Below are 13,310 nucleotides of genomic sequence, written 5' to 3'. Positions count from 1 at the left end.
TCAAAAAGACAAAGAGTCGAATTTCAATAAACTATTGAAATCCTCGTTAGAGGTATTTTCTTCTTTCCGGCATTCTAAAATCAACCAACCCTTGATTAAGAAAACCATTTAAAGGTAGCATTAATTTAAATTTTTCTACTACATATTCTGAAGCTTCAGTTAGCAGTTCCTGGTCGCTGATTTTATATTCGATGTTCCATGACTTATGCTTTAGGTATTCTGCCAAGGGATGATCTTTATCATAGCCTCTTGGAACGTTTTTTAACTTTAAACCTTCCACTTTAAAAGTTTCCACAAATGCTTTCTTTGTAATAATCTGCTGAAATTCCTCTGGGTGTGAGATAAGGTGTTCCCTGATTAATTCAGTTGCTTGTGAAAATTGTGTTGCAAAAACACCACCACCCAAAAATGATTGACCTGGCTTAATGCAAATATAGTAGCCTGCTGGAATTGGTTTGCGTTCAGCAATTGATAAATGTGCTCTAAAGGCTGGATGATATGGCGTCTTATCATGACTAAAACGAATGTCACGATTTAATCTATAGACTAATCTCTTTGGCTCTAAATTGCCAATTGGCGGATCAAATTCAGCGATTAACAATAATAATTCCTGAACAAATTTCAGAAATTCATTTTTAGCAATCTGATAGTCTTTTTTGTGCTCTTTCATCCATTCAAAGGAATTATTTGCTTCTAATGCAGTAAGAAATTCAAGTGTTCTATCTAAATTCATTACTTGTTCCTCCGTACTGTGTCCATATTAGGAGAATTAAGCAGCTGTACGAGAAATTGTTTAGAGGCAATAGTAGAACTATAATTTGGCAGTTCTGAGAATATCGTTGCTTGCTCATCCAATTGTTCCATAGCTTCAATATAGTTAGTTAAACTATTCTGTTTAACCTCTTCTAAGTTTTGATAATCAAGCTTCTGGGGATCAAGACGTTTACTTTGGATGGCAAGGCCTATCCTTTTTTCACAGGAACAAAATCCAGTATTGGTTAATCCACAATAACAGGTTAAAAAACTTGCTACCTGCTTTTTTGCTCTAGATAATTTTTGGCGATAGTTTTCCGGAGTCATGTCCAAAATTTCTCCAGCAAGCTTGCTGTTTACTTTGAACATTGTTCCCAGAACAAAAACACAACGAGACGTCGGATCCAAACACTGCAGCATTACATTCGTACAAGACAGTTTCAATTCTTGTCCTAATATTTTTTCTTCGACTCCTTGAAGTAAATCATTGGTATTCTCAATCACACCTGCTTTTATATCTTGAGAATAAACTTCGAAACTTAATGGCTGATTAGCAAACATAGACTTCTTATAATCAATCAAATAGTTAGTGGCAATACGATATACCCAAGTTTCAAATTTACTTTCCTTTCGAAAAGTGCTTAGATTCGTAATTAACTTTGTTAGAATGTCTTGTGTTGCGTCTTCGGCGTCAGGAATTGATCCCAACATTCTAAGTGATAAATTAAAAACCAAATCTTGAACGTCCAATAAAATGTTTTCCAATGCTAGACGGTTCCCAGCAATAGCGTCATTAATTACATTCTCTGTTACTCTCTCATTTTTCATAGATTAGCTCCTCCCTTTACCCTATTAGACGGAGATATCATCCATTTGTGACAACTTTTTTACTTATTCTTAAAAATAAAAAGTTAGAATATTTTAGTTTATTATCTCATATTGCTATATAAGCTGCTATTAAACGGATACTTACAAAGGATGGGGCGTGATGAGAAAACTGAAATGAGTGGGGAAATTCAAAAACAATGTAAAAAAATCGCCAACTCGCTTTATAAGAGTGACGATTTTATGAATTAATTGGATACTGATTTTTTTAGACTTTTTCGAATGTATGTGATCCCTGTGTAAATAATTACTACTATAATGATCCATGTTAAAACGTCTAAATTTAAGCCCGTCACAAATTTAGCTGCAATAAATACCCCAAAGACACCACAAACGGTAATTGCTAAACTTACTTTTCGCGCATAATCTCCTGATTTAATAAAGTTAACGCTGGCCACTGGCATCAACCCTGCACAAGAACCCATCATAATTGGAAAAGCCACCAAAGGATTCAGACCCAACATATAAACCATAGCCATACATGGAGCATATAGTCCAACGCCGATCGTCATTAATGCACCAAAAATGAAATTGCCAACTACACCAATTAGTAACCGACCACCAGTTAGAGCAGTCGCTGTATTCCCTGCACCTAGTAAATTAATCATCCCTGTTTGACGAAGAGCCATTAATAATGCCGTAGCAATTAACGCCCATCCCATCCAGAACTGAACAGTTTTTTCAGGCAGCTTAGTTACTGTACGGGAACCTACGAAAGACCCCACAGTCGCTGCTGCAATTAAGGCAAATAATGTTAACGGCGCAACATCAACCACTGTAATAAAAATCATGGCTTCTACTAATACGGGAATTGCATGGCCAACATTTAAAGTTCCTGGCAATAAACGATCATGATCCAGTTGTTTAGTTAAATCCAGCAGCATAGCTGTAGGTGCAAAACAACCAATTCCTAATGTATCTAAAAAGTCAGTTATAAAGCCAATTACTCCAGAAATAATCCAGCTTCCGCCACCTAGATTGCCCTTATTTGCGAGAAGGTCTCTCCCCATTAAAACAGCTTGCATCACTGCAAAAATTGCTAAAATCGTTAATACAACTTGTACCATTTCTTCTATTGCTCCTTCATCAAAAATCAAATTTTTCTATTTTTGGGCGCAAAAAAATACACCCTATCATAAGAAGAAAAATTCCCAGTACTTCAGAACAAGAATGAATCAGCCTACACTCCTGTTCTGGCAAAGTAATCTCTGCACAAGTAATGGGAATTTATCCTTCGTTCTTAAATCACCTTACACATGCGCAATGTATTCGTAAGGTAATGGAACGATCTTACCTGGTGTCTCGATGGTTACTAAGTTGGTTAACGTATCTTTTAAGATACCTGTTTGCATCTCAATGTTGTGTGGTTCTCCAGAGTTAGCGCCCATTGGAACCATCGGTGCTACTGCACGTGGTGATCCATTTTGACGTACTACTGGTGGTAATGCTGCAATTAAAATAGTAGGAATTCCCGCTTCCTCAATAGCTCTCTGCACGATCACGGCAGTTCTATGGCAGGTTCCTCAGCCAGCGGTCATTACGACAGCGTCGACTTCTTCGTCAACTAATTTTTGTGCGATCTCAGGACCAGTGACATCGTGAAATGCTTCTTGGTCACCTCCGCCGCCCATAAATGCGTAATGTACTGGTGCTGCTTCTTTGATAAAGCCTTCTTTGACTAATTCATGCAATCGGTCGATCGGGAACATTGCGTTCACGTCACGGTTTACATCGGCGTTGTCATACCCGCCATGAGAGACCATTAATTCGTCGCTTGGTGTACCATCCGGCACTTCGCGATACGTTGTATCCCCCGCTAAATTGAATCGTTTATCACTCTTTAAATGAACGCCTGCTGCCGTAGCTAATGCAACACGCATTTCTTTCAACTCTTTTTTGACAGGTGTGAAGACAGATTTCGGCGTAATCGGCACGAAAATTTCTGACTGCAACCCTTCAAAGACTGTTAAGCCCATGTGTTATTTCTCCTCTCCTGGTGTCTGTGCTTGCTTCTTCTGAGTTTCCAAGCGGCGTCGTTCATGCTCTTTGATGGCATGGACATAATGATCGTTGGGTTCCTCTTCCAAAACTTCTGGATAAGTCATCAAAAAACCGACTTCCTGACCAATCGCTAAATCATATTCAGAGATGATCATGCGTCTGGGAATTTTCAATTGACCTAAACGTCCTTTAATATCGATGGTTACACTGGCATCGTGAAGCTCGACAATGATTCCCTCAAACATTTGCTCTGTTGAAATGTACTTGAGTCTATCCATAGTTATTCGTCACCCAAATCTAGTCTTTTTCGTAAATCTCTTGACGTTTTTTACTCTTCGGCAACACTTGTTCATTGTCTGCCAGGTCAATTTTCTTCCCTGTCGTTTTTTCAATGATTTCGATGTTGTTCAACTTCACATTTGGGTTCCACTTGCGTTCTGCTGTTTTGATTTCGCCGCCGCCCATTAATGTTTTCAACATGGCCAAGTCACGAATCGCGTCTTCTTTACACAGGGTGTTATTAGACAAGATTTCGTTTTCGATTCCTTGTTTGGATTTGTTGTTATCCACCATGGCGCCCATTTCTGAGTTGCCGACAACCAATGCACCTTGAACAGCTGAATAAGAATCACCGACTACTTTCACGCCGCGTTTACCGATCTCTTCGATATGAGAAGCGAAGTCAATGTGGTTATTTCCGAAGCCTTCGGTTGTAACAATCGCTCCGTCAATATCCATCGCTTCAATCGTCATACCTAGACGTTTTGATACATAGTATTTTTCCGTGTTTGCCTGAGGTGAACCGACAAACATCACACCTACCAAGTCAATTTCTGGATCTTCCATTGCTTCCATGACCAATGGTTCTCTCCAGTAATGACGAGAGGTTTCTTTTGACGCTGGTCCAATACATGTTAATGCATGGATCCCACCATCCAATACTTCAGTTGGAGCTAACATGATTGGCAAGTTCCCCAAGTCAACGTTTGGCTTCGCGCCAAGGGTACCAACTGGTTCAACCGGCATAATCAAGTTATCGTGCATCGCACCTTGTCCCATGATTTCTTTCACGATCAAGACACGTTTATTGCCAAAGCGACGTTTTTGCACGATTTCTTGTGAGTCAACTACTAGTGAATCGTCCACTTTTTTGATCGCTTCACGAATTTCTTGTGTGATCAGGTCAGAAGCTTTATGAGCTGCCAATGGTCCAGGACGTTCCATATTGGCGCCCTCTTTAATCGTTACTTGGGTTTTAATGAAGATTTCGCCTTTTTCTGGGGCACCAGGACGTCCCCACATGATGTTCCGGTCTAATTCGCCTTCTGATGAGCCGAATTCTCCGATTTGAACACCATTGGCATCTGTTCCTGTTACCACCAACACAACGCCGTCTAATACTCGTGTCACTCCATGGCCGATACCGCCTTCTGCTTTAGCCGCAATCGGTTGTACATCCATGATGGTTTCACTATATTCGTCGTAACGGTCTGGTGTAATAATTTCGAAGGTCATGCTTTCCACTAGCTCTTCTAGCTCAACAGCTTCCGCACACATCTCTTCCATCTTACGTAAGATTAAGGTTGTTCCTTCAATTTTCGTTTCTTCGCCAAACTCTACTTTGTTAATCTTTAAATAATCACGGCGAACAGAGCGAATGACTTTTTCTTCTACTTCTGCTTCCGCAGCAGGTGCTTGCGGTGCAGGAACGGCTACTTGTTCGGGAGCAACTGGCGCTGGTGCAGTAGGTGCTGCAACGCCCATTGATCCGGCAACTGACATAGGAACTTCTAAGTCGATACCTTTTCCTTCAGCAATATGAATCTTGATAGTGCCGCCTGCAAACGGTACGGTTACTGGCGCTGGTGCAGCAGCTTCAGGTTCAGAAACTGGTAATTCTTCAATCATCTCAGGTTCTTCTACTGGCGTTTCTACCACTACTTCTTTCACACCATCGAGAATCTCTCTTGTTAAAGGAATCAATGCATCTGTAGTTTTATTTAATGTAGTACCAAGTACTTGTTCGATTGTTAGAGCATCTTCAGGGATTTCTAATAATCCTGAATCCTCTAAATCCTCGAAGATCGCTGGATCTTCTAAATCATCTGGTGCGATTACTTTGCCGGCTTCCGCACGGCAACATAATACTGCTGGATCTTTTGCATGTTCTTTTGCAGTGTCTGCTGTGATGGACATTCGTTAATTCCTCCTGAGATTTTCTTAATTTGTCGGTAATTTACGATATAACCTGTGCCCATCAGCCCGCAGTACATGATCTGTATGATGATAAACCGGAACTCCTAACCTAGGAGCTACACCCATGACGGTGTTCGTTCAATCAGAACAGGATCCGGTCATTACTACTTCGGCGCCTTGTTTCTTCAAGGACATTACCGTCTTCGCTTGACCTGGACATATACCTGGTAAGGCACACCTATATCTTCCATTTACTTCTACCATTCGCTTGCAGCGTTCTGCAGCGACAACTTCGGCGCCCATGTTATTCACGATTTCGGTCATACGTTCTGCTGAACCACCGCATTCGCAAATCAGCAAGCCGACTTTACGGTGTTCTTGTGGAAACGGCATTGCTACGAGCACGCCGCCACTTGTTTTAGTGATTGGTGTCATTTCTTCCCCGCTGCGTCCAGTCATCGGTCCGCCGATAACGATTTCGCCGTGAGGTTCGACATAACCACCCACATTATTAATCAAAGTTTTAACTGGTGTTCCAATTGGTACATCCACAAAGACTGTTTCTTTTTGTTTCACACGTCCAGAAACCGTAACATCTTTATCGATGAATGGTTTACGGTCTTCAATGGCCTCGGCAATACGTTTGATGGTTTCAACATTGTCAATTACTGCCCCAACTTCAGTCGGAAGCTGGCCAGGTTCAAGAACAATATCCATAACTTCACGAACAATCATTCGTTCATCGCCTGCTGGATAGATATCCGGCAATTGATAAACTTCAAGGTTGTCCACCTGCGAAGTTGCTTTAAGTAACCGAACTACAAGCGAACGATGTTTTCCTTTCACTGCGATTACACCCTTTGGTGCGTTCGTCATTTCAAGGCAATACTTCATTCCGCGGATTAGTTGCTCAATATGCTCATCCATTTGTTTGACATTATGTGCAAGTAACGCTTCGCATTCTGCTCCATTAGCAATGAATACTCCTTCAGGAATATCACAAGCCAATTTCAAGAATGTCGGAAAACCAGCGCCACCGGCACCAACCACTCCTGCTTCTTCTACCGCTTTAATCATTGTGTCGGTTTCAGGAATCGGTAAATAGCTGGAAAAGTCTTGTTCCTCATCAATCGTCAAGACAACACTTTCTTCACTAACGTCTACAACTTTTCCTGAAAAGCTACTGTGGATATTGGCACCAAGACCGTTTGGCTTTGCAACCAACTGACCACGCTTGACCATTTCTCCCGCTTTGACAATCCCTTTGCAAGGAGCGCCAACATGTTGTTTTAATGGTATAAGAATTTGTGTCAATTTATTTCACCTCCTGTATTTATAATGCCGCTATATATAGAAAAATTAAATAGCTCACGATTGCGTTCGCTAATCGTTCCAAATTATGACGTACTAGCAGGAATTGAAGCTCCCTAGTACTTCGAATCAATAGTCAACTCACTATTTGTGTTAATTGTTTTAGCTGACTATTCTGATTTTCCGATCGACTCTCCCATTACCAATGATGTGTGTCATTTGGAAGCTCTAAACTTCTATCAAATTTGTAAAAAACATCACTAACCAATTTAATAGAAATAGGCTCTTGTGAATAATATAATTTAGCTGTATCATTAAGTAAATCGCTAATTTCTAAACTTATCCTTGAAGACTTTTCAACAATAAGCGGAATCAATCGGATGTCTCTGGAAATTGCTTATAAAGGTGGATACTAAATGGATACTAGAAAGTATAAAGTTTTGTTGGAAGTAGTGGATTTAGGAAGCTTTACCAAGGCAGCGGAAGAGTTGGGATACACTGTCTCAGGTATTTCTCATATGATGAACTCTTTGGAGGAAGAAATAGGGTTTAAGATTCTATTTCGTTCTAAAAAAGGGGTAACACTCTCCCATGATGGGGCAGAGCTTCTACCGATTTTACGTTCTATTATCAAGCTAGAAGAGAAATATGAACAGACCTTGAGTGAAATGCACGACTTGAATCAAGGGAGTATTCATATAGGGAGCTATCCTAGTGTTGCCAATCACTGGTTACCAAAAATCATCAAACAGTTCAATCACGAATATCCCAAGATTAGAATTAAAATAACTGAAGGTGTCAATCAAGAGATCATAAAATTACTAGATGATAAAAGAGTCGACTTCGGATTTGCCAGCAGTCAAAACATTAAAAACTATAAATGGATTCCTCTGGGTACCGATCCAATGATTGCGGTTTTACCCTTGGATCACCCCAAAGCTGATGCAGATGTCTATGACTTGAAAGATATTGAGCATGATGATTTCATCGTTACAGCCGGCGGAAATGATGAAGATGTATCTAATTTATTGAGAAAATATTCACTAACTCCTAAAATCAGCTATCAAACCTTTGAAAATTATTCAGCTTTAGCAATGATTGAAGAAGGTTTAGGAATGAGCGTGATGAATGAGCTCATCACCAAAGGCAGAAATGTTACTTTGGTTAAGAAGAAATTGAATCCACCAGCCTTCATTGAATTAGGCATTCTTTTGCCTAAAGATATTATTACACCGGCTGTTGTAAAGTTTGTTGAATATACGAAAAACTATTTTAAAGAACACCCTTCTATTTAGGTATTGGTGAGAAAAAACAGCAGATTAAAAAAAAGCAGCTCGGACAGTAACGCCGAGCTGCTTTTTCTACAGGAAATTACTTTGTCTTACTGAAGTGCTAATAAAAACTAATACCATTTTACCGGAGCCCAGCAATTGAAATTACTATAAAAACCTGCAAAGTGACTTCCATTTTCCGAAGTTCCTTTAAACCAGAATTCTACTTCTGTAACTTTCTCATCTAAGTTATCAATGATAACTGCACCATTACTTATATAAGGTGATAACGCTACGTCCTCACTTGTTAACTCAGATTCAACCGTCTTAACCGTGAAATGGCTTGAATATTCTATAGGGTGTTCCATAATAAACTTTTTAGTTTTTTTATCAACATAAACTGTTGGAAGTTTAATCCTCTCATTGTTAGTTGCATAAAAAGTTTCTATATTAGGTAATTCATCAAGAACCGTCAAGTCTTGGATATCTGCCGCCCCAAATTGTAAACTTTTTATCTTTTTCAGTTTACCAAATGGTCTAATATCCAGAATCGCGTCCGGCAATTCATCTATTCCTGCAGCATAGGAATAGAACTCTTCAAGATTAGTCATACCCGTAATAGGGCGAAAATCCATCACACCAAAGCCACTACAATTTAACTTTGAAGCATTTTTTGCATATTGAACGCCTTCTAAAGAACCAAAACATCCTGCAAAAATTTCCCCTTCAACATTCTGAATTTGCTTTATAGTCGGTAATTCATTCTCAATAATTTCATTATTTTCTATTTGGCTATACTGAATTACACTTTCTCTCAAATCACTACATGGTATATACACTTTACTCTCATCAGCAGACACCTCCGAAACACCCCAGCAAAAACTACATACTAACAATAAGCATAAACCAAACAACTTCTCAAACTTCATTTTTCTCCTCCTCAAAAGATTTTTTTATGCTAAAGATGATCTAACTACCTCTAAACCCAATCAGCAAAAAGTCTATCTAAGAAACTAGATAGACTAAAATAAAACGCGACCTACACTTTCAAGCGGATACCAGCTAACATGAATGATTTTTACTACATCTCCAGGCTGTGGCGCTTGAATAAAGTAGCCATCTCCAATATAAAGTCCTACATGATGTGCGGATCTGCCCCAAAAGACTAAATCACCTGGTTGAACTTCGCTAATAGGAATTTCTTTTGCAGAAGCCTGCTGTGCCTGACTTAATCTAGGATGCGCTACTCCATTTTGAGCAAATACCCACTACTCAATCCGCTACAATTAAATCCTGTTGTGATCGTTCCTCCCCAAACGTAAGAAACACCCAAGTACTGCTTAGCTGATAAAATGATTGCCTGAGCCTTATCGCTAATCTCTTCGTCTGTTGATAATGACTGCCCCAAACTTAATTGTTCCAATAACTCTTGCTGTTGTACTTTTTGCAATAATTCTTGTTGCTGTTCTTCCTCTCGAATTTTTTTAGAAGGACCTCATTATCCTGCAGTTCCTGCTCTAATTGGTTCTTGCTACTTGTTTGCTCCTTAAGGGTATCGTTTAGAGCCGTCTGATACTCTTGTCGTTTATTTTCCAGCTCTTTTTGTTGCTTCGCTAGCTTTTCAACCAATGCTGAATATTCTTTTGCTTTAGTACCATCCGTTTTACGAATTGTTTCAATGCCCTTTTGGGAACTAAGTCTCTTTGTCCAATTATCAAGTTGAAAGAAACTCGTCTTTTGTTCTGAATCCTTTAATTGGATGGAGCGAACACGTGCTTAAATTTCTTGCTCCAGCTGATTCAGTTTTTCCATCATTTAGTTCCCTGTTTTCTCTTGAGCTTCCAGCTCTTTATTTAACTGTTGGATGGCCTTCTCTTGCTCCTCCTGCTGCACCACACTTGTAGAGATTTCATCGTTTAGCTGGCTTAGCCGTTCACTCAGGCTAGTAATTGTTTGTTGCGTTTCTGCTTTAGGGGTGGCCTATGCTTCATTAGAACGGAAGCATAGGCCGATAAAAATTAGTGTCATTCCTATCCAGAATTTTTTGATTGTTCGCACCTTCTAAATGATTAAGTGATTGAAGAAGCTTGATTGGGCTATGGAATTTTAATTGTCCCAATATCGTTGACTTTATAATCCCAATTGTAGGGTTTTATATCAGTTTGATTGGGCTTAATATATATCGTTAACCATTTTTCATAAACGCCATCATTGAAGTCATATTCATACTCTCCTGGTTGAACCGTATGTGTGGTGATTGAAGGCTTCTCAGCAGTATCACTAACAATGTACCCCTGGTTCTGATAATATCCTGGAATAATTGGTTTAAATTTCAGCTTACTATAAGTGTCTGCATCAACAAGCTCAATTACAATGGAGTTGAAATCTACCTGATCATTGTCTGCCGCATCTGTTAACTCATACCCACTATTAACATGCGTATTGTATTTGATCGTATCGGTGTTTTCGATTGTTAAATATCCTTCTGTTGGTGTAGTCAGTATTTCTCTGTCAGCGGCTGACGCTACGGCCATTTGGCGAATGTGCAATTTAACGGTTGCTTGTTCGACTATATAGGTAGTTGCGGCTTTAAAAGTTGCATCTTTATACGTTACATCTGTCTTAGGATTACGGTTACCTGATGCTATGTGAGTAGACTCTAAGCCTGTGCTGTTAAAATTAGCTGGATAATCTGCCGCATTGTCCTCTAAATAAATTTGGACTTTAGTATCCTTTGCAAAAGCAGAGCCTAGTTGATGTGACCATTCACCTGCAGCATTCGCGGTTCCAACAGCAGTTAATGGGCCATCGTTTACCGATAGATAGACCTTTGCATTCGGTTCAACGCCAGTAGCGCTCAATGATTTATCCGTCGTCGTAATCTTTCCTTTAGTCAGACTTATAGGAGTTGGTGGTGTCACATCAATAACAGTTGTCTTACCGACATCTCCTGTCCAAGTAATACCTCTAGTAGCAGTTCCCTCCATATCGAAAGTTGCTTTCTGAAACTCAGTATCCGTATATTTTACATACCCATCACTTTGAAGAGCAAGAGGACCACGGATATTTCCGTAAGTATCTTTAAGCGACACTACGGCCTGACCTGGTAGCGCCCAAGATTCAGTCATAATTGCTACACCATTACTATCAAATTGGCCGGTAGGAATTAGCCCTAAGCTAACGCGTGCACGATAAGATTTCTCTGCGTCAGTTACATAATCCCAGACTACTTTAGGCGGTACATTCAGACCATTGATTCTGCGGAAACCATTACTAGTAAAGCTAGTTTGCAAATCACTGTTACTTGAGGTTACAGTTGGACCAGCCGCCGTAAGATGACCCACTTTTTCATAAACAAAGTCTGCTGGATTCGTCAAAGCAGTAGCATTCTTCCAGGTATTGATGTCAGTATCTTTGATTCTAAAAATATTATTGTTGGAAATATTTAGGAAAGAACGTGTATTACTGTTCCGAATTTCAAACATTTTTGGTGTATCTAATTCAAATAAGCTTCCGTTACCAGCCATAGATATAACACCATCAGTAGTAGAACCATAAATAAAAACTTCTGAATTTTTTTCAGCTGTAAATGTCATATCTGAGTTAACACTACTATTGTTATAGTCTAGTTTAACAACTGATCCATTTCCTCGTGACAAAAGATTAACATGTGAATTTTCTTTAGCAATAAACTTTTTAGAAGGATACCTGTTGTTTAGCTCTGTCGCATCATAATTAGAGATAGCTCTTCCTTGCATATTTGCATTATAATAAGAACCTTCTCCTACAGTAATCGTTGAATAGTTATCATAGATTGCCGGATAAGTTGTTCCCCCAGTTGTATTTCTTAAATAAACAAAAGCATTCTTTCCTATTGTAAATTCACCACTTAATCCAGTTGAACCATCAAGCTGTCGCGTTGTAAACCACACTACTGAATAGTTTTGCCCACAGTTGGTTCCTTTCCAAACTGTATTATCTTCGACTACTATGCTGCCTGTATAAAAGTTTTCAGCACCAGTAACCAATATATTATAACCATACATAGTTACTTCCGACTGATTTACTCTTGCCCAACGCCCCACAAAGGTTGAATAGTTTTCATTTTCTCCCTCATATTTGGCTGGATCATAGTCCGTAAAGACATTTCCAAATCTAAAATACCAATTTTTAGAAACATCACCATCACCATGGATACCATTGTCTCCTCTAATAAGAGATTTTCGATAGGCAGCTTCTGAACCTCCAGACCCAGAGTAGTCAGTTGATTGAGCAGCTGTCAGATCATGCATATGAAAAACTGATTGAGTTCCACTTGTTGGCTCTGCAATGGAGAGGTTTCTACGATAAAGTAGAAGTTTATACCCTCCACCATCGATTTCAATCGAATTTTTCCGTTTACCAATATTTCCCGAGCCACTTGTTGGTGAGCTGATATCATTTAACATAATAATCTTCGTGACATCTTCATCCTGATAAGCTTCCACAAATCCATATCCCCACTGATTCGCACTAGAAGTAGTTGAACTGTACGTATCTACGGTGACGACCTTGCCACTCAATGGATCAAATCCATGCTTGGCATTGTAAGCATCATTTGCCGCACGATAGGAATCTCCGAAAAGGTCTTTGTGTTCTTCAAAGCTTATGCCTCCTGAAATATTATTTTCTGCTGCTTTGACTGTTTGAGGCGTTTCGTCAGGCTTTGCACCAAAGAAGAAGAGGGTGCCTGCTACTGCTATTGCCAAGATAAGTGCGCCTATTTTATACCTAAATGTTACTTTCATTCTTGAATCATCCCTTTCAGTCCTACTTTGCAGTGCAAAAACCAACGAAGACTTTATTGTGTAATAAACATCTGCCAACAAGCTTAGTCTAATTAATTTTTTCTAA

General features: G+C 39.5%; 11 protein-coding genes and 1 pseudogene. 1 reads left to right on the top strand and 11 read right to left on the bottom strand.

Features of this window, described 5'->3' with window-relative positions:
* Window positions 1–46: 46 nt before the first annotated feature.
* The 7 genes from IGI49_RS03925 to prdC all read right to left on the bottom strand — a co-directional run bounded on the left by IGI49_RS03925 (window position 47) and on the right by prdC (window position 7,149).
* On the bottom strand, window positions 47–733 hold the full coding sequence (locus IGI49_RS03925) for a DUF2461 domain-containing protein (protein ID WP_429963435.1): 687 nt from the start codon (window positions 731–733) through the stop codon (window positions 47–49).
* Entirely contained in the window at window positions 733–1,581 is an 849-nt protein-coding gene (locus tag IGI49_RS03920) for an RNA polymerase sigma factor (RefSeq protein WP_429963434.1), read from the bottom strand. Before IGI49_RS03920 ends, IGI49_RS03925 begins: the two co-directional genes overlap by 1 nt.
* 245 nt (window positions 1,582–1,826) lie before the next feature.
* On the bottom strand, window positions 1,827–2,705 hold the full coding sequence (locus tag IGI49_RS03915; protein ID WP_429963433.1) for a permease: 879 nt from the start codon (window positions 2,703–2,705) through the stop codon (window positions 1,827–1,829).
* A 183-nt stretch (window positions 2,706–2,888) separates the two neighbouring features.
* Window positions 2,889–3,614: a D-proline reductase (dithiol) protein PrdB gene (gene prdB, locus IGI49_RS03910; protein WP_081633041.1), complete on the bottom strand. Its 726-nt coding sequence runs from the start codon at window positions 3,612–3,614 to the stop codon at window positions 2,889–2,891.
* Between the two features lie 3 nt (window positions 3,615–3,617).
* Window positions 3,618–3,917 (bottom strand): CBO2463/CBO2479 domain-containing protein, encoded by a 300-nt coding sequence (locus IGI49_RS03905; protein ID WP_429963432.1) that lies wholly within the window; start codon window positions 3,915–3,917, stop codon window positions 3,618–3,620.
* A gap of 19 nt (window positions 3,918–3,936) precedes the next feature.
* Window positions 3,937–5,835 carry a D-proline reductase (dithiol) proprotein PrdA gene (gene prdA, locus IGI49_RS03900; protein WP_429963431.1) on the bottom strand — a complete coding sequence of 633 codons (1,899 nt, stop codon included), beginning with the start codon at window positions 5,833–5,835 and terminating at the stop codon, window positions 3,937–3,939.
* Between the two features lie 24 nt (window positions 5,836–5,859).
* Window positions 5,860–7,149 carry a proline reductase-associated electron transfer protein PrdC gene (gene prdC, locus IGI49_RS03895; RefSeq protein WP_429963430.1) on the bottom strand — a complete coding sequence of 430 codons (1,290 nt, stop codon included), beginning with the start codon at window positions 7,147–7,149 and terminating at the stop codon, window positions 5,860–5,862.
* Between the two features lie 413 nt (window positions 7,150–7,562).
* Between prdC and IGI49_RS03890 the strand changes: the two genes are divergently transcribed.
* Complete coding sequence (locus IGI49_RS03890; RefSeq protein ID WP_429963429.1) at window positions 7,563–8,441, top strand: LysR family transcriptional regulator; 879 nt, start codon at window positions 7,563–7,565, stop codon at window positions 8,439–8,441.
* 107 nt (window positions 8,442–8,548) lie between these two features.
* Here the strand turns inward: IGI49_RS03890 and IGI49_RS03885 are convergent, their stop codons facing one another.
* The 4 genes and pseudogenes from IGI49_RS03885 to IGI49_RS03870 all read right to left on the bottom strand — a co-directional run bounded on the left by IGI49_RS03885 (window position 8,549) and on the right by IGI49_RS03870 (window position 13,204).
* A complete protein-coding gene (locus IGI49_RS03885; RefSeq protein WP_429963428.1) occupies window positions 8,549–9,346 on the bottom strand; it encodes a hypothetical protein in 798 nt (265 codons plus the stop codon).
* A 93-nt stretch (window positions 9,347–9,439) separates the two neighbouring features.
* Window positions 9,440–9,625: pseudogene (locus IGI49_RS03880) on the bottom strand (C40 family peptidase); the annotation flags it as partial.
* Between the two features lie 35 nt (window positions 9,626–9,660).
* Window positions 9,661–9,867, bottom strand: a complete 207-nt coding sequence (locus IGI49_RS03875; RefSeq protein WP_429963427.1) for a hypothetical protein — start codon at window positions 9,865–9,867, stop codon at window positions 9,661–9,663.
* A gap of 646 nt (window positions 9,868–10,513) precedes the next feature.
* Window positions 10,514–13,204, bottom strand: a complete 2,691-nt coding sequence (locus tag IGI49_RS03870) for a pectate lyase-like adhesive domain-containing protein (RefSeq protein ID WP_429963426.1) — start codon at window positions 13,202–13,204, stop codon at window positions 10,514–10,516.
* Window positions 13,205–13,310: the final 106 nt, after the last annotated feature.

The sequence above is a fragment of the Enterococcus sp. AZ071 genome (assembly GCF_050499065.1).
GTDB classification, from domain to species: domain Bacteria; phylum Bacillota; class Bacilli; order Lactobacillales; family Enterococcaceae; genus Enterococcus_A; species Enterococcus_A ferrettii.
The sequence above is the reverse complement of the archived record's forward strand: the minus strand, read 5'-3'. Positions and strand labels throughout refer to the sequence as shown.